The organism is Georgenia subflava (genome assembly GCF_009193155.1).
Lineage (GTDB): Bacteria > Actinomycetota > Actinomycetes > Actinomycetales > Actinomycetaceae > Georgenia > Georgenia subflava.
Genome location: NZ_VUKD01000001.1, coordinates 899,162 through 916,551 on the forward strand (window position 1 = coordinate 899,162; position 17,390 = coordinate 916,551).

Consider the following 17,390-nt stretch of genomic DNA (forward strand, 5'->3'; position numbering starts at 1 on the left):
GTGACGACGACGTCGGCAGCCCCGGCGTCGCGCCGGGGCTCGTCGCCTCGACGGACGACCGACGACCGCTCCGTCAGCACCGACGGCGGAGCGGACGCGGCCTGAGCGACGCGGCTCTACAGGCCACCGACCGCCTTGAAGCTGGCGTCGAGCGCACGCCGCGTCGCCGCGAAGTCACGGGCCGCGACGCCGACGAACACACAGTCCACGAGGGTGAGCTGGGCGATCCGGCTGGCCATCGCGCCGGAGCGGAAGGTCGTCTCGTGGGACGCCGTCGTCAGCACGAGGTCGGTCGCCCGGGCCAGCGGCGAGCCGGGATGGTTGGTCACGGCGACCGTGCGCGCCCCCACCTCGCGCGCCAGCCGCACCGGCTCGAGCACGTCCGAGGTCGCACCCGAGTGCGAGATCGCGACGACGACGTCCCCGGGCCCCCGCAGCGACAGCGCCGTCATCGCGGAGTGCCGCTCGACGAAGACCCCGACCGGCAGACCCAGCCGGACGAGCTTCTGGTACAGGTCGGTCGCCGAGACCCCGGAGGCGCCGATCCCGACGAGGTCGATGCGCCGGGCGCCGACGAGCGCGTCGACCACCTGCTCCAGCACGTCGACGTCGACGCCCGCGACGGTGTCCTCCACGGCGCGGGCGTCGGCGTAGCCGATCTTCGCCACGATGTCCGCGAGGGTGTCGGAGGGGTCCAGCGTGCCCGAGAGCGGCGTCCGGGAGCTGCGGCCCTCCTCGATGCCGGCCGCGGTCGCCAGCGCGAGCTTGAGCTCGGGGAAGCCCGAGAACCCCGCTCTCTTGGCGAAGCGCACCACCGTGGGCGCCGACGTCCGGCACCGCTCGGCGAGCGCGGTGACCGACTCGCGCGCCACCAGGTGCGGGTCCGCCACGACGGCCTCGCCGACCCGCCGCTCGGCCGGCCGTAGCTCCGGCAGCAGCGCCCGGACCCGGCTGACCAGGCTCGCGCCGTCCTGCCGCGGCCGGCCGTCCCGGCGGGATCCGTCGCCCGTCGCCGTCTCGTCGGTGCCGGGGTGCGCCGTGGTGGCGGTCGTCCGCGGTGATGCCATCCGCTCGTCCATGTCGCCACCCTTTCGTCCCGCCGCGGGGCACGAGCGCATATCGCGCGGAGAATTGTGAAACAACACTATCGCCGTGGCGACAAACTTGGAAACTCTTGACACACCGGTGGGGACACGCGACCCTCCTCCTGGAAGTCAGGGCCGACGTCCGGTCGGCGCCACGGCCGAGAGCATCCACGGTCCGACGACGACGCGGGCAAGGCAGCCCGTGGGGTCTCGGGCCGCACCCGGCGGCGCGTCCGCGGCGTGGCGCACATGATCAGCACCGACGAGAGGAACCCGCGATGCACCGCAGGAGAGTCCTGACCGCGACGGCCGTGGCCGCCGTCCTCGCCCTGGCGGCGTGCGCGCCGGGCGAGGACGCCCCGGAGACCGGGGACGCCGGCACCAGCGCCGGCGGGGGCGGCGAGGAGTGCGCCGACCGGACCACGCTCGACGTGTGGTCGTGGCGCACCGAGGACGCCGACGCCTACGAGCAGATCTTCGACGTGTTCGAGGAGGCGAACCCCTGCATCACCGTGGCCTTCCAGGCGTTCAAGAACACCGAGTACAACCAGATCCTGCAGACCGGACTGACCGGCTCGGACGGCCCGGACGTGGCGCAGGTGCGCTCCTACGGCCTGCTCCAGCCGCTCGTCGACGGCGGGAACCTGGTGGCGCTGGACGACGTCGTGCCGGCGCTGGCCGAGTTCGACGACGCCATCCTCGACGGTGCCCGCGGCCAGGAGGACGGCGCGATCTACGGCGTCCCGTTCGCCAGCCAGACCATCCAGGTCTACTACAACACCGCGATCTTCTCCGAGCACGGGCTCTCCGAGCCGGAGACGTGGGAGGAGTTCATCCAGCTCAACGACACGCTCGAGGCCGCCGGCGTCACACCGCTCGCCGTCGGTGCCAAGGACGCCTGGTTCGTGCCGACCGTGCACGACGCGCTGACCGCGGCGCAGTACGGCGGCGCCGAGTTCCAGCAGGCGCTGCGCGAGGGTGCGACGGACTTCACCGACCCGGCCTACGTCGCCTCCATCGAGACCTTCAAGGACCTCGAGCAGTACATGCCCGAGGACGTCGTCGCGGTCGGCTACACCGACGCGCAGGTGCTGTTCACCGCTGAGCAGGCGGCCATGTTCGCCGGCGGCTCCTACGAGCTGGCGTTCTTCCAGTCCACCAACCCCGACCTCGAGCTCGGCGTCTTCCAGGTACCGCCGCCGCCGAACTCCGCGCTGGACCACCCGGTCAGCGCCGGCTACGCCGACGGGAACTGGGGCCTGTCCGCCGCCTCGGACTCCACCGAGGAGGCCGAGACCCTGCTGAGCTGGCTGGCCGGGAGCGAGTTCGGGCAGATGGTCGCCAACGACCTCAAGCAGTTCTCCCCGGTGCCCGGCGTCAGTTTCGACGAGCCGCTGATGCAGGAGATGTGGAACCTGTACCAGGAGAACCCGGCCCCTTACCTGCTGCTGGTGGACTACCGCTACGGCGACCCGGTAGGCACCGACCTCATGGGTGAGGGCGGGCAGCAGCTCTTCCTCGACGAGCTCGACGCCGCCGGGGTGGCGGCCAGGATCCAGGACGGGCTCTCGGCCTGGTGGACGCCGGGTCAGTGAGCACCTCGGCGTCCGCACGGACGAGGCGGCAGGGCCGGGTGCGCTCGGCCCTGCCCACCTCGACCGCGCTGGTCTTCCTCGCCCCGGCAGCGATCCTGTTCGCGGTCTTCGTGCTGTACCCGATGGTCACGGCCTTCACCTACTCGCTGTTCTCCTGGCGCGGGACCTCCCAGGACGAGTTCGTGGGGCTCGGCAACTTCGTCGCCCTGTTCACCGCCGAGCCCTACGCCTCCCAGGTGCCGCGGGCGTTCGGTCACAACCTGCTGCTGTTCGCCGGGGCGATGGTGGTGCAGAACTCCCTCGGCCTGTTCCTCGCCGTCGTGCTGCAGCGGCGGGAACGCTTCCGGCGGCTCTTCCAGGTGCTGTACACGATGCCGTACCTGGTCTCGCCGCTGGTGATCGGCTACCTCTGGTCCCTGCTGCTGTCGCCGCTGTTCGGTCCGGTGAACGCGGCCCTGGAGGCCGTGGGGCTCGACGCGCTGGCGCTGCCGTGGCTCGGCGACCCGTCGACCGCCCTGTGGGTGGTGGTCATGGTGACCGCGTGGCAGTGGGTCGGCTTCCCGCTGCTCCTCTACGGCGCGGCCCTCGGCGGTCTCGACCCGAGCCTGGACGAGGCGGCCGAGCTCGACGGCGCCACCGTGCGCCAACGCTTCTTCCGCATCACCCTCCCGCTGCTGACGCCGGTCATCGGCACGGTCAGCGTGCTGACGTTCATCGGCGCGATGGAGTCCTTCCCGATCCCCTACGCCCTCGGCGGCTCGACCGGCAGCCCGGCGGGCGCGACCGACGTGATGTCCCTGCTCTTCTACCGGACGGCGTTCCAGTCCGGCTCCTCCAACGCCATCGGCACCTCCTCGGCGATCGCGATCCTGCTGTTCGTCGTGATCTTCGGGCTGTCGGTCCTCTTCACCAGGTGGTTCCGGCGGACCGAGCGGAGGCTGTTCTGATGGCGGCCGACGCCCCTACCGTCCCCGTGGTCCGCACCCGGGCCGCCACGCCCGGCGCCGTCCCCGACGGCGGCTCCTCCCGCCGTCGTCCCCGCGGCGTCGCCGCGCTGCTCACCTCCGGGCTGCTGTGGCTCTACGCCGCGGTGGCGGTCGTGCCGCTGGCGATGATGGTGCTGAACTCGTTCCGCACCGACCAGGAGCTGGCGGCCGAGCCGCTCGGGCTGCCCGCCGAGCTCAACCTCGCCGCCTACCAGGAGGCGTGGATCGAGGCGTCGTTCTCCACGTACTTCGTCAACTCGATCGTGGTCACGGTGACCTCGGTGGTGCTCTCGACGGCGGTCTCGCTGCTGGCCGCGTACGCGCTGGCACGCAGCAGGTCCCGGCTCATGACGGCGATCGAGCAGGTCTTCGTCTCCGGCCTGATGATGCCGGTGTTCCTCATGATCGTGCCGATCTTCTACCTGCTGGACACGATGTCGCTCACCTCGACGAGGACCGGGCTGATCCTGGTCTACGCGGCGGTGTCGATCCCGTTCTCGGTGTTCGTGCTGACCACGTTCTTCCGCCAGCTGCCCGGCGAGCTCGAGGAGGCCGCGCGGATCGACGGGGCCGGACCGCTCCGGATGTTCTGGTCGGTGATGCTGCCGCTGGTGCGCCCGGCGGTGGCGACGGTGGTGGTCTTCCGCTTCGTGCCAGTGTGGAACGACTTCTTCTACCCCCTCATCCTCATCCGCGACCGCACCCGATACACCCTGCCGGTGGGTCTGACGACATTCTTCGGGGAGTACCAGACGAGCTGGTCGACCCTGTTCGCCGGCCTCGTCATCGCGACGATCCCGCTGGTGCTGCTCTTCCTGGTGGCGACGCGGCAGATCATCTCCGGCCTGACGTCGGGCATGGGCAAGTAGCCCTACCCATCCGCTCCTCCTCCGGCTCCGAACCTCTCAGGAGAACCGGTGCGCACCGAGGTCCCCGAGACCACGTCGCCGCACCGCCGACACGGGGAGGAAGACGATGGCCTTCGACATCGACAGGTTCGCACGCGACTCCGAGGGGGTGACCTGGGACGACCTGGACCTCGACGTGTTCCGTGACGACCCGCTGCCCCCGCGGACTCTGCGCACGCTGCGGTACATGTGCGACGTCGAGTACCACACGGTGTGCTACCTGCGGGACATGCTCGTGACGCCGTCACGGGCCGACCCGGAGGTCGGCACCTTCATGACCATGTGGAACCGCGAGGAGTTCTGGCACGGCGAGGCGCTGGCGCACGTGCTCGAGCTGCACGGGATCACCGTCACCTACGACGACCTCAAGGCCCGGCGGGTGAAGCTCGGCTGGCGGGACCGGATCGCGCCGGTGCGGCAGTCGGTGCTGTCGAACATCGTCGGCAAGGACTTCGTCGCCGTGCACATGCTCTGGGGCGCCGTGAACGAGTGGTCCGCGTCCGCGGCCTACAAGCGACTCGGCGTGCTGGAGCCGCACCCGGCGCTCGGTGGGCTCCTGCGCCGGATCGTCGCCCAGGAGGCCCGGCACGTCGCGTTCTACACCACCCAGGCCCGCGCCCGGCTGGCGGACAACCCCAAGGCGCAGCGCCTCGCCCGACTCGCTCTGCGCACCGCGTGGCAGCCGGTCGGGTCCGGGATCTCCAGCGAGTCCGAGGTCACGCACGTCATGAACCACCTCTTCTCCGGGCGTGAGGGGCGCAAGGAGATCGACGCGATCGACCGCCACATCGCCAGGCTGCCGGGGATGAGCGGTCTGCGTGTGGTCGCCGACGCCATGGACGCCCGCGGGGTGGCGGCGTGAGCCCCGCGTTCGACGTGCGCGCATACGCACGAGCGCCCGACGAGCTCCGACCCACCGACCTCGACCTGGACACCCTGCGCAACCTCGGCGGCCCGTCCCTCGCGGTGCTGACGTACCTGTGGCGCACGGAGGGCGGCGACCTCGACGGCCTGCGGGACGTGCTCGTGACCCCCACCCACGCCGACCCGCGGGTGACGGCCTTCCTGATCACGCGGTCGTACGAGCAGCACTGGCTCGCCGAGTCGCTCCGGAGCATCCTCGCGGCGAACGGCCACGCCCCGGTGGGTGCCCGGGACACCGCCCTGGGACGGGCGCGGCGCACCTGGGACGAGCGGGGCAGACCCGTGGTCGCCGCGGTCGGCACGAACCTCCTGGGAGCCGACGTCACCGCGGCGCAGATGGTGACCGGCTGGCTCGACACCGCCGCGCTCGCCCTGGCCTACCGTCGTCTGGCCGACCTCGAACCCTCCCTCGCCGCGGTGGCGGCCGCCGTCGACCGGATCAAGGGACGGCACCTGGCGTTCTACGCCGACGAGGCAGTCACGCGGCTGGCGCGCAGCTCGTCGGCCCGTCGCATCGCCGGTGCCGCAGTGGCACGGTGGCGCTGGCCCGGGGCGCGGCGCGCCGGCACCGGCGCCGTCCGGCCCGTGGTCACGGACCTCCTCGCCGGTCCGCGCAGCCGCCCGGCGGACGACACGATCGACACGATCGACGCGATCGACGCGATCGACGACAGCGTCGCCACGTTCCCCGGTCTGGCCGGCGCGCGCCCGGTGCACGCCGCGCTCGACCGGCTCGCCGGCAGGTGCTCGGTCTTCGCCCCGCGCACCGACCCATCCGGCCGGCCCACGGCTCCGAACCCTTGGTGACAGAGCAGGACGCCCACCGAGGAGCCCATCATGAGCACCATCCGTCCGATCCGTCCCACCGCGACGCTGGCCGCGGCCCTCGCACTGACCCTGGGGCTCGCTGCCTGCAGCGGCTCCGCCGAGGAGGCGACGACCACGTCGCCGCAGGGCGAGGCGACCACCTCCGAGAGCGCGGCGCCCACCCAGGAGGGCATGGACATGGCGGAGCACTCCGCCGTCGAGCCGGTCAGCACCGGCGACCCGTTCGCAGATGCCCGCACGGCCGCCCAGCACATGCCCGAGACGGCGGCGACCCTGGCCACCGGATTCGTCACCGCCCTGGAGATCCCCGGTTCGGTCGACTCCGACGCCGCGGTCCTGCGCGCGAACCTGACAGCGCTGCTGCAGGAGCACGTCTACCTGGCCGGGATCGCCGTCGCGACGGCGTACGCGGCCGGTCCCGACTCCGCCGAGTTCGAGGCGGCCGCGGCGACTCTCGACGAGAACTCGGTGGCGCTGTCCGAGGCGGTCGGCTCGCTCGCCGGCGAGGAGCAGGGCGCCGCCTTCCTCGAGCTGTGGCGCGAGCACATCGGCTACTTCGTCGACTACGCCGTCGCGGTCCAGGGTGGGGACACCGCTGCCCGGGACGAGGCGCTGGCCGACCTCGACGGCTACACCGGCGAGGCGGGCGCCTTCTTCGAGCAGGTCAGCGGTGGCGAGCTGCCGGCCGCCGACATCGCCTCGTCCCTGCAGATGCACGTGACCACCCTGACCGCGGCGATCGACGGCCTCGCGGCCGGCAGCCCGGAGGCCTACGACGCGCTGCGGGCTGCCGCGGGCCACGTGGTCGAGGCCGCCGGTGTCCTCGCCACGGGCCTGGCCACCGCGACCGGGACGGAGGGCGACCCGAACGACGAGGCCGCCACCCTGCGTGCCGAGCTGACGGCCGCGCTGCAGGAGCACGTCTACCTCGCGAGCGTCGCCGTCTTCACCGCCTACACCGCCGAGGGGGGCACCGACTCCGAGGCGTTCCAGGCCGCGGCGGCCACTCTCGACGCCAACACGGTGGCCCTGTCCGAGGCCGTCGGCGCCCTGGCCGGCGAGGAGCAGGGCGATGCGTTCATGGCGCTGTGGCGCGAGCACATCGGCTACTTCGTCGACTACGCGGGCGCCGCGGGAGACGACGAGGCGGCGCAGACCGCGCTGACCGAGCTCGACGGGTATCGCGGCGAGGCCGGGGCGTTCTTCGAGGAGATCTCCGCCGGCGAGCTTCCTGCCGACGCCGTCGCCGAGGGCCTGGCCATGCACGTCCAGACGCTGGCCGGTGCGATCGACTCGCTCGGCGCGGCGCTGGTCCAGGCCGGCTGAGTCCCCGAACCGGCGACGGGCCGCGGCCCCCTGCCACGGCGGCCCGTCGCCTCCGGCTCACGCCCCGACGTCTCGGCCCTGCCGGTGCGCACGTCGGGCGGGAGGTCGAGATCACGGCACAATGGCACGGTGACATCTCCCGGACGCGCGCCGAGCGAGGGGTCGACCGACCACGGCGGCCGCGCGGACCTGGTGAGCCGCCTCCTCGTGGAGGTGGCCGACGGCGACCGCCACGCCTTCGAGCTGCTGTACGACGAGACGGCACCCATGGTCCACGGTGCCGCGCTGCGCGTGCTGCGGGACCGGGAGCTGGCCGCCGAGGTCACCCAGGAGGTCATGGTCGAGGTGTGGCGCGGTGCGGCACGGTTCGACCCGGCCCGGGGCAGTGCCCTGTCCTGGATCGTCACCGTGGCCCGGCGTCGGGCCGTCGACCGGGTCCGCTCGGTCCAGGCGCAGCGTGACCGGGACGAGCTCGCCTCGGTGCGCGACTACGACCGCCCGTTCGACGACGTCGCCGAGACGGTGACCAGGTCGGAGGAGCGCGACCGGGTCCGGAACTGCCTGGGCACGCTCACCGACCTCCAGCGCGAGGCGGTCGTGCGCGCCTACTTCGGTGGACGGACCTACCGTGAGGTGGCCGAGGACGTGGCGGCCACGCTGCCGACAGTGAAGTCCCGCATCCGGGACGGCCTGCACCGCCTTCGCACCTGTCTGGGGGTGGACCGATGACCGACCACCGCGCCGAGCGAGAGCTCCTGGGCGCCTGGGCGCTCGATGCCGTCGACGACGTGGAGCGCGCCGCCGTCGAGCGGGCGATCCGCGAGGACCCCGAGGTCGCCGCGGAGGCGCGGGCGCTGCGCGAGACGGTCGCCCGGATCGCCGAGGCCGACGCCGTCGCCCCGCCGCCGTCGCTCCGCGGCGAGGTGCTGACCACAGTGACGACGACTCCGCAGGACGGTGGCGCCGTCGCGACGCCGTCACCGGGCAGCGGCGACGACGCCCGCGAGGACCCGGGTCACCTGTCCGGCGACGAGGGCGTCCGCGTCGTCGGCCGTGGCGCCGGGCGCGGTCGGCGCGTCCGCCACCCGCAGCGCTGGCTCGCCGCCGCTGCGGTCGTGCTGGCCGCCGCCGTCCCCGGCACGCTCGCCGTCCAGCAGCACCAGCGGGCGGAGCAGGCCGAGGAGCAGCTCGCCACCGTCGCGGAGGCGCTCGCCGAGCCGGACGCCCGGCTCCTCGGCGCGGACGTCGCCGGGGGCGGACGCGCGGTGGCGGTCGTCACTGGGGCCGGCGCCCTCTTCACCGCTCGGGACCTGCCCGACCCCGGCGGCCGGCAGGTCTACCAGCTGTGGGTGATTGCCGACGGCCGGCCGGAGTCGGCCGGCGTCCTGCGGCTCGAGGACGGGCTGGTGACCGCCCGGGTGCCCGACCTGCCCGACGAGGCCGTCCTGGCGATGACGGTCGAGCCCGACGGCGGGTCGACCCAGCCCACGTCCGAGCCGGTGGTCGCGCTGCCCACGGCATGACGCCTCGCACCGCCGCACTGCCCCGCCGAGCCCGCTCGGGGTCACCGGCGTGCGCCAACCTCAGTCCTACGGCGCCAGCAGCTCCTTGATGTCCGCCGCGCTGAGCGGTGCGGCGAGGCTGCCGCCGTCGTCGACCACCTTGTCGAAGAGGTCGCGCTTGCGCTGCTGGAGCTCGACGACCTTCTCCTCGATGGTCTCCTCCGCGACCATCCGGTAGACCATGACCGTCTTGTCCTGGCCGATCCGGTGGGTGCGGTCGACGGCCTGCGCCTCGGCCGCGGGGTTCCACCACGGGTCCAGGATGAAGCAGTAGTCGGCCTCGGTGAGGTTCAGCCCGAAGCCGCCGGCCTTGAGGCTGATGAGGAAAACCGGTGCGTCGCCCGTCTTGAACTCCTCGATCCGCCGGGCCCGGTTGCGGGTGCGGCCGTCGAGGTAGCAGTAGTCGGTCCCGTCGGCGTCGAGCCGGTCGCGCACCGTGGCGAGAAAGCCGGTGAACTGGCTGAACACGAGCGCGCGGTGCCCGCCGGCGACGACCTCCTCGAGCTGTTCGAAGAGGACGTCGACCTTGCTCGAGCGCACGCCGGCGTACTTCTCGTCGACCAGGGCGGCGTCGAGGCTGAGCTGGCGGAGCAGTGTCAGCGACCGCAGGATCGTGAAGCGGTTCTTCTCGACGTCGTCGAGGAGGCTGAGGATCTTGCGTCGCTCGCGCTGGAGGTGGGTGTCGTAGATCTTGCGGTGCCGCGGGTTGAGCTGGACGTGGAGCACCTGCTCCTGCTTCGGCGGCAGGTCCGTGGCCACCTGCTCCTTCGTGCGACGTCGGATGAACGGGCGGATCCGGCGTCGCAGCGTCTCGAGCTGGCCCGGCCGGGTCCCGCGCTCGATGGGCTTGCGGTAGAGCTCGGTGAAGACCTTCGGGTCGGGGTACATGCCCGGCGCGACGATGGAGAGCAGCGACCACAGGTCCATCAGGCTGTTCTCCAGCGGGGTGCCGGTGATGGCCAGCTTGAACGGGGCACGGAGCCGACGCGCGACCTGGTAGGTCTTGGCCTGGTGGTTCTTGACGAACTGCGCCTCGTCGAGGATCAGCCCGCTCCACGTCAGCTCGCGGTAGGCCGCCTCGTCGATGCGGAACAGCGCGTAGGAGGTGACCACGAGGTCGGCACCGGCGACGTCGTCGGCCAGGGCCCGTCCGGACTTCTTCTGGGTCTCGCCGACGGCGACGACCTCCAGGTCCGGGGCGAAGCGCCGCGCCTCCTCCGCCCAGCCGGCGACCACCGAGGTGGGCGCGACCACGAGGGCCGGTGCGGTCAGCGTCCCGGTGGCCTTCGCCCGCAGCAGGGTCGCCAGGGTCTGCACGGTCTTGCCGAGCCCCATGTCGTCGGCGAGGATCCCGCCGAGGCCGGCCTCCCACAGGTAGCTGAGCCACCGGAAGCCCTCGAGCTGGTAGGGCCGCAGGGTCGCGGTCAGCCCTGCCGGGGCGGCGGGCGGGTCGGCCCCCTCGCCGGCGAGGAGCCGGCGCACCGACCCGGTCCACCGTGCGCTCTCCTCCTCCACCACGCCGAGGGCGGCGAGCTCTTCCCACAGCCCTGCCTGGTAGCTCGTCAGCCGCAGGCTGTTCGCCGGGCGGTCCTGCAGGTGGCTCGCCTCCTCGATCAGGTGGCGCAGCTGGTCGAGCTCGGGCCGGTCGAGGCCGAAGTACGTGCCCGAGAGCAGGACGAGGTGGCTGTCCCCGCGCGCGAGCGCGACGAACAGGCTCTCGAAGGGGATCCGCTCGCCGTCGATCTCGACGAGAACACCGAGGTCGAACCAGTCGCCCTCCTCGGCGTCGGTCGCCGAGACCTTGATGACCGGTGCGGAGTCCGAGCGGCGGTACTCCACCGGGGTGCCGACCTCCTCGACCACGACCCCCTGCTCCCGCAGCCCCGGCAGCGTCTCCTCGACGAAGACGGCGGCATCCAGCCCGCGCAGCTGCAGGGTCGGCGCGGGGCCGGACCGACCAGGGCCGTCCTGCAGCGCGGCCGGCAGGTCCAGCTCCCGGAGCAGACGCTGCTCGGTGGTGCTGTCGCGGCCCGGTCCGCGGGTGGCGTCGAGCGGCACCCGGCGGGCGGTGCCGGCGACGTCGTAGCAGAACGCCCACTCCAGGGTGAGGTGGTGGTCCGGCTCGTAGGTCAGCGTCAGGCCGAGCCGCGGCGGGACGATCGTCGGCAGCTCGACCGAGCCGTCGGAGGAGCGCACGGTCACCAGCTGGCGCAGCGTCGGGTAGTACTCGGCGAGGAAGCGGTCGACGTCCTCGGCGGGCACGTCGAGCTCGCCCGCCGCGACGAGGCTCGTGGCCCGGGCGGTGAGGGGCCGCTCGAGCGGGGCCAGGACGAGGCCGACGTCCGAGCGCCCGCTCGCTGCGCCGGGTCGTCGCGGACCGTTGGTGCCCTGGTGCCCGCTCCTGCCGACGCGGGCGTCCGCACCGGGCCCCGCGACCTCGGCACGGGCACGCCAGGTCGACCTGCCGGCACTGCTCGGCCCCAGCGCGGCGGCGCCGACCAGATCGAGGACGACCCCGTGGGACGGCCGGCCGACCAGCATGACGCCGCCGGGGCGGCCGTCGTCGTCGGTCTCGGGGAGCTCGAAGCCGGGGACGTCGACCACGGGGACGGCCAGCAGCCCGTCGTCGTCCCGGCTCAGCTCGAGGGAGACGGTGGCGGGGCCGTCTGCCAGCACCACCGCGCCGGCGGCGGCGCGGCTGTGGACGAACGGCACGCCCGCGTCCGCGACGGCCCGCAGCAGCGGCCAGAGCGCCGGCCCGAACTCGTCGAGGAAGACGGCCGGGTCCGAGTAGGTGTACGCGCTCGGCTGGTGCGCCTGGTGGAGCGCGTGCAGCGCCTCGCGGTGCGCGTCGACCCGGCCGTACGCGCCCCAGCGGAAGGACAGGTCGCGCCACCCGATCCCGCTGCGCACCCAGGGACTCTTCTTTCCGGGCACCACCGGCCGCAGCCGCACGCGCACCCGGTCCGGGGCGCCGCGCCAGCCCGGCTCGACCACCGGCTCGAGCTGGAGGCCGATGGGCACCTGCTCGGACTCGGTCTCCTCCTCGACGACGTCGGCGAGCTGGCGCTCCCAGGACCTGGCCGTCCGGCTCAGCGGCGTCAGGTCGTCGCGCGCAGCCAGGAGGACGGCGGCCACGTGCTTGCAGTCCACCGCCACCGGGCAGGTGCAGCGGCCCTCGCTGAGCCGGTCACCGCGGGCGTCACCGACCTGGACGATGGTCTGGTACGGCCGGCTGTCGGTGCCCTCGACGGCGGCGAAGAGGACCCGGCGGTCCGGGTCCGACGTCAACCAGCTGACCCGGCCGGACTTGGCGTAGGCCATGCCGCGCGCGAAGGTCGGGGCCCCGACGACGGCGAGGATCTGGTCCTCGCCCGGCAGGTCCGACCACGGGCGCAGGTCCTCGCGGCGGGTGACGGTCACCGGTCCAGCGTAAGTCGCGCCGCCCACATCCCCCCGCACCGCTCACCGTGGCGGTTCGATGCCCTGCCGTCGCTTGAGCTGCTCGAGCCGGGCGTCCGCGGCGGTGCCGGTCTCCAGCTGCTCGAACGCCTCGCGGACCTGCACCGAGTCCGGGTCGGTGCCCGCCAGCTCGTCGTAGGCGGCGGCACGCGCCTCGAGACGCCGCACCTCCCGCTCGGCCGCGAGCGCCGCGGCCTCCGCACCGACCGCCTCGCGGCCCGCGGCGGTGGCGGCCTCGCGCATCTCGAGGCTCGCCCGGGCGGCACCGTGGGCGGCGCGCAGCGACTGCAGGTGCAGGCGCGAGTCCTCGACCCGGCGCTCGAGCCGGCCGAGGCTGTCCTCGAGCTGGCGCACCTGGGAGTCGAGCGTGCGGTGCTGGGCGGTGAGCGTCTCCGCCCGCCGGCCCGCCTCGATGGCGCGCCGCAGGTACTCCCGGGCGCCGTCGTCGTGCCTCATGGCCACGGCCGCCTCGGCCTGCCGGTTCCAGGACTGCTCGTCCGCGCGGGCCCGGTGCGTCAGCACCTCCACGCGCCTGCGCTGGGCGGCGAGGTCAGCGACGCTGCGGCGGGCCCGGTCGAGGTGCTCGACCTGCTGGGCGTGGGCGGCCTCGACGGTCTGGACGGGGTCGGCGGGCGCGCTCTTCCGGGCGGCCCGGTTCGCGCGGACGATACGGCTCAGACGTGCTCTGATCGACATGGCCTGCGACGCTCAGGCGGTGCGACGCGAGCGGTAGGAGGTGCCCCAGGCCTGCATGGCCTCGACCTCGAGCGCCAGATGGTCGCTCACCCGGGCCAGGTGGTTCGGGGCGGCGGCCATCTCGATGCTCAGCACGGAGCGGCGCAGGTCGGCGGCGAGGCGGGCGTGCTCGTGGACCTGGTCGGCGAGCCAGGTGGTCCACACGCGCCGGAGCTCGGCGTCGGGCTCGGTCTCGGCGAGGGCGAGCTCGGCGTCGAGCTGCTCGCCGGCGCGCACGAGGTTCGCCGCGATCGAGGACAGCTCACCGACCGGTGCCCCCTGCGCGCGGGCGCCGCCGACGGAACGTTCGGTGGCCTGGATCGACCGGCGCAGGTCGAGCCGCATCCGGGCGAGCCGGCGGCCGGGGTCGTCGTTGGCGACCGCGCGCACCGTCAGGCGGCCACGCTCGATGCCGCGGCGCACCCGTCGGGAGCGTCGCACCCGGCGCACCAGGAGCCACGTGCCCAGCACGGTCGCGAGCCCGAGGCCGAGCAGGACGGCGCCGCCGACGAGCACGACCTGGGCCACCGCGTCGACGACGTCGGCAGCCGCACTGGCCTCGGCGGCAACGGGAGCCATGTCTACCTCACCTCTCGAACGGCGGTGGGCGCCATGGGCCCACCCCCTCACCCTACGTCTGACGAACGGCGGCCTGCCAGGGTTCCAGCCGCCGTCACCGTCGCCGTCACCGCGCCGCCCGCACCCGGCGCAGGTAGCTGTGCACGAGCCCGACGGCGAGCGCACCCTCCCCCACCGCGGAGGCGACGCGCTTGACCGACCCGCGGCGCACGTCGCCGACGGCGAAGACCCCGGGGACCGAGGTCTCGAGCATCGCCGGGCCCTGCCCCAGGGCGTCGGCGTGTGCGCTGCCGCCGGCGACGTCGTTGCCCGTGAGGACGTAGCCGCGCCTGTCCTTCGCGACCGCCTCCCCCAGCCACTGCGAGTGCGGCTCGGCACCGATGAGGAGGAACAGCACCCCGTGGACGGTCTCCTCGGTGCCGGTGTCGAGGTCGCGCAGCCGGAGGGACTCGAGGAACTCGGTGCCGGTGGCACCGACGATCTCGGTGCGGTAGCGCACCTCGATGTTCGGCGCGGAGCCGATCGCGCGGATGAGGTACTCCGACATGGTCTCGGCCAGGGTCGCGCGCCGCACGAGCAGCGTCACCCGGGCGGCGTAGCGGGCCAGGTGCGCGGCGGCCTGCCCGGCGGAGTTGGCGCCGCCGGCGACGAAGACCTCCTGGTCGTGCATCGCCGCGCCCTCGGAGACGGTGGCGCCGTAGAACACGCCGCGGCCCTGGAGCGCGTCGATCTCCGGCACGCCGAGGCGCCGGTAGGCGGCCCCCGTGGCGACGATGACGGCAGCTGTCCGCACCGCCGTCCCGTCGCTGAGGTGGACGGCGTGGCGACCGCCCTCGGAGCTGAGCCCGGTGGCGGCGCGGCTGAAGTGGAAGCGTGCTCCGAAGGTCCAGGCCTGCTGGTAGGCCGAGGCCGCCAGCCGGCTGCCCGAGATCCCCGCCGGGAAGCCCAGGTAGTTGCGGATCAGCGACGACGTCCCGGCCTGCCCGCCCATCGCCTCGGTCTCCAGCACGATGGTGCGCAGCCCCTCGCTCGCCGCGTACACCGCCGCACCGAGCCCGGCCGGGCCGGCACCGACGATCGCGACGTCGAACTCCTCGTCGTCGGCCACCGGCTCGAAGAGCCCGAAGGCGTCGGCGATCTGGATCGCTGTGGGGTTCTGCAGGACGGGGTGCCCGGGCCGGAAGGGCAGGATGACCACCGGCAGCGCCGGGTCCGTCAGGCCGGCCCCGTCGAGGACCGCGCGCCCGGCCTCGGAGTCGGCGTCGTAGAAGCCGGTCGGGACACGGTTGCGGTCGAAGATGTCGCGCAGCTGCTGGGCGCGCGGGTCCCAGCGCTGGCCGACCAGCCGTACCGCCTCGAACGCGGTGCCGCGCCGGGCCGCCGCCTCGTGGAGGAACTCGGTCATGGCGAGGTGGAACTCCTCGTCGGTGGGGAGCTCGGGACAGGTGACCCACCGGTCGACCCGGCCCATCCCGATGGCGTCGAAGATGGGCCGGGCGGTGCCCCAGTCGCCCCAGCGCACGACGGCGACCCGCAGCGCGGTCCGCGCCACCGGGAGGTCCGTCAGGACCTCCAGCCCGTCGGCCTCCGCCTCGCCGAAGCCGGCCAGCACCACGGCCGGCGGCACGCCGTCGCGCGCGAGCGCGGCCAGCGCCTCCGTCGCGTCCGCGACGGTCTCGCAGGTCAGCACCTGGTAGTCGGCGGCGTAGCGGCGCCGCAGCGCGCGGTCGACGAGCCGGCGCATGCCGGGGTTGCGGCTCAGCAGGACGATCGCCGGCGGCCGGGGCTCCCCGTCCGCCCCCGCTCGCGACGCGCTGTCGGTACCGGTCATGTCGGCCGTCCTTCCTGCCGGTCCCACGCTTGCGGGAGGTGGCCGGCTGACCCACGCTGGTACGTACAGGGTCCACGGCCGGGCGCCCGGGGACCGTGGCGGTGCGGGAGGTGGCCCATGCGGTACCGGCTCGTCTCGGTCTGGCACCTTCCGGCGCCCTCCGACGAGGTGTGGCCGCTCCTGTGGGACGTCGACGACTGGCCGCGGTGGTGGCCACAGATGTCCGCGGCGCAGGTGGTGCGGCCCGCCGGCCCAGACGGCACCGGGCTGCGGACCGTGCTGGCCCTGCGCAGCCCGGTGGGGTACCGGCTCACCTTCGGCATCGAGACGACCCAGGTCGAGCCGCCGCGCCTGGCGCGCGCCCGGGTGGTCGGGCAGCTGACGGGCACCGGCACCTGGGTGCTCCACGACGTGCCCGACGGCACGCGTATGGAGATCACCTGGGACGTGACGGTGCGCCGCTCCTGGATCCGTGCGATCGCTCCGGTCGCGGCCCCGGTGTTCCGGTGGGCGCACGCGGCGGCGATGCGCGCGGGCGAGCGCGGGCTCGTCGCGCTCATGACCTCAGCGCCCCGCGGGTGAACGGCACCCGGGCATCGGCGGTGACGAAGGCGGCGATCCCGGTCGCGGCCACCGCCGTCGCCATGCCCATGACGACCAGGGCCGACGGCGCGTCCCAGCTGACGTCGGGGGCGAACCTGCCGAGGACCACCAGCTGCAGCGTCCCGAAGACGGTGTACGCCACGGCCGGCGTGCGCAGGAGGGCGAGGTCGTCCGCGCGCACGAGCATCCCGGCGGCCACGCCGTACGCCACCAGCCACGCCCCGACCGAGCGGGCTGTCAGGGGCGTCAGCGTCCAGGGCCAGAGCACCTCCGCCGTCGTCGGCGCCAGGTAGATCGCGGTGCCGACGACGAGCAGCACCGCCCCCTCGACCAGGAGCAGAGCCTTCAGCCACATCGGCACGGCGGCGCGCAGGGCGGACCGGCGCACCGGTGAGACGCGTCGCTGGAGGATCAGCACGACGGCCAGGCCGACCGGCACGATGACGTAGACGGCGAGCCAGAACCAGGCGGCGAGGCGGGGCAGCGGGTCGGCGGCCCGGAGATGGAACTTGTCGAGGTGGACGACCGTCGCCACCAGCGTCAGGGCCGTGAAGGCCAGGATCGTCACGAGCGGGACCCGGGTGCGCGTCCAGCTCCGGCCGGCCAGCGACAGCACCACGAGCACCGTCCCGGAGGCGTAGCCGGCGCCCATGAACCCCGCGGTGGCGGGCGGCTCGATCGTCCACGCGAAGGTGGTGGCGGTCTCCTCGGCCCGCACGAGCAGCACGGCGACGGCGAGCAGCGTGAGCGCGGCGAAGAGGACGAGCAGCGCTCGTGTGGCCGGCAGCAGCCGGTCGCCGCTGCCCCTGCGGGACCTGTCCATCTGCGTTCTCCGCCGTGGCGGTCTGCGTGTGGTGCGCCGAGGTGGCGTGTCATCCCCCGCGGCGGCCTCGTCACCGCCGTCACGCACGAGCGTACGCCCGCTGTCCATCCCCGCTTCGCGTCCCCACTCCGACCTGTAGGCGG

Annotated in this window: 15 protein-coding genes; 9 read left to right on the plus strand and 6 right to left on the minus strand. The window is 73.8% G+C overall.

The annotated features are described in order from the left end of the window. Window positions 1-116: 116 nt before the first annotated feature. The gene (locus GD748_RS04095; RefSeq protein WP_152193883.1) at window positions 117-1,067 is read right to left on the minus strand and encodes a MurR/RpiR family transcriptional regulator; all 951 of its coding nucleotides are present in this window, start codon (window positions 1,065-1,067) and stop codon (window positions 117-119) included. 296 nt (window positions 1,068-1,363) lie between these two features. Between GD748_RS04095 and GD748_RS04100 the strand changes: the two genes are divergently transcribed. From GD748_RS04100 to GD748_RS04135, 8 genes are all read left to right on the plus strand, one after another. After that, window positions 1,364-2,680 carry an ABC transporter substrate-binding protein gene (locus GD748_RS04100; protein ID WP_152193884.1) on the plus strand — a complete coding sequence of 439 codons (1,317 nt, stop codon included), beginning with the start codon at window positions 1,364-1,366 and terminating at the stop codon, window positions 2,678-2,680. After that, window positions 2,677-3,627, plus strand: coding sequence for a carbohydrate ABC transporter permease (locus GD748_RS04105; protein WP_226920737.1), 951 nt, complete (start codon window positions 2,677-2,679; stop codon window positions 3,625-3,627). Before GD748_RS04100 ends, GD748_RS04105 begins: the two co-directional genes overlap by 4 nt. After that, a complete protein-coding gene (locus GD748_RS04110) occupies window positions 3,627-4,535 on the plus strand; it encodes a carbohydrate ABC transporter permease (protein ID WP_152193885.1) in 909 nt (302 codons plus the stop codon). The genes GD748_RS04105 and GD748_RS04110 overlap by 1 nt, the downstream gene beginning before the upstream one ends. Before the next feature lie 106 nt (window positions 4,536-4,641). Continuing rightward, window positions 4,642-5,436: a ferritin-like domain-containing protein gene (locus tag GD748_RS04115; RefSeq protein ID WP_152193886.1), complete on the plus strand. Its 795-nt coding sequence runs from the start codon at window positions 4,642-4,644 to the stop codon at window positions 5,434-5,436. Beyond that, window positions 5,433-6,305 carry a hypothetical protein gene (locus GD748_RS04120; RefSeq protein ID WP_152193887.1) on the plus strand — a complete coding sequence of 291 codons (873 nt, stop codon included), beginning with the start codon at window positions 5,433-5,435 and terminating at the stop codon, window positions 6,303-6,305. Before GD748_RS04115 ends, GD748_RS04120 begins: the two co-directional genes overlap by 4 nt. A 30-nt stretch (window positions 6,306-6,335) precedes the next feature. Then, window positions 6,336-7,652 (plus strand): copper amine oxidase, encoded by a 1,317-nt coding sequence (locus GD748_RS04125; protein ID WP_152193888.1) that lies wholly within the window; start codon window positions 6,336-6,338, stop codon window positions 7,650-7,652. 129 nt (window positions 7,653-7,781) lie between these two features. After that, window positions 7,782-8,381 (plus strand): ECF RNA polymerase sigma factor SigK, encoded by a 600-nt coding sequence (sigK, locus tag GD748_RS04130; protein ID WP_152193889.1) that lies wholly within the window; start codon window positions 7,782-7,784, stop codon window positions 8,379-8,381. Beyond that, window positions 8,378-9,175 carry an anti-sigma factor gene (locus GD748_RS04135; RefSeq protein ID WP_152193890.1) on the plus strand — a complete coding sequence of 266 codons (798 nt, stop codon included), beginning with the start codon at window positions 8,378-8,380 and terminating at the stop codon, window positions 9,173-9,175. The genes sigK and GD748_RS04135 overlap by 4 nt, the downstream gene beginning before the upstream one ends. A 66-nt stretch (window positions 9,176-9,241) precedes the next feature. Here the strand turns inward: GD748_RS04135 and GD748_RS04140 are convergent, their stop codons facing one another. The 4 genes from GD748_RS04140 to GD748_RS04155 form a co-directional block, all read right to left on the minus strand. Continuing rightward, complete coding sequence (locus GD748_RS04140) at window positions 9,242-12,637, minus strand: DEAD/DEAH box helicase (protein WP_152193891.1); 3,396 nt, start codon at window positions 12,635-12,637, stop codon at window positions 9,242-9,244. Window positions 12,638-12,679: 42 nt separating this feature from the next. Beyond that, window positions 12,680-13,372 carry a PspA/IM30 family protein gene (locus GD748_RS04145; RefSeq protein WP_152193892.1) on the minus strand — a complete coding sequence of 231 codons (693 nt, stop codon included), beginning with the start codon at window positions 13,370-13,372 and terminating at the stop codon, window positions 12,680-12,682. 12 nt (window positions 13,373-13,384) lie between these two features. Beyond that, entirely contained in the window at window positions 13,385-13,990 is a 606-nt protein-coding gene (locus GD748_RS04150; protein ID WP_152193893.1) for a hypothetical protein, read from the minus strand. A gap of 106 nt (window positions 13,991-14,096) precedes the next feature. After that, a complete protein-coding gene (locus GD748_RS04155; protein WP_152193894.1) occupies window positions 14,097-15,821 on the minus strand; it encodes an FAD-dependent oxidoreductase in 1,725 nt (574 codons plus the stop codon). 117 nt (window positions 15,822-15,938) lie between these two features. Here GD748_RS04155 and GD748_RS04160 point away from each other — a divergent pair, with 117 nt between their 5' ends. Continuing rightward, complete coding sequence (locus GD748_RS04160) at window positions 15,939-16,403, plus strand: SRPBCC family protein (protein ID WP_152193895.1); 465 nt, start codon at window positions 15,939-15,941, stop codon at window positions 16,401-16,403. Here the strand turns inward: GD748_RS04160 and GD748_RS04165 are convergent. Continuing rightward, complete coding sequence (locus tag GD748_RS04165; RefSeq protein WP_152193896.1) at window positions 16,378-17,247, minus strand: hypothetical protein; 870 nt, start codon at window positions 17,245-17,247, stop codon at window positions 16,378-16,380. The two genes, GD748_RS04160 and GD748_RS04165, sit on opposite strands and share 26 nt — an antisense overlap. Window positions 17,248-17,390 lie beyond the last annotated feature (143 nt).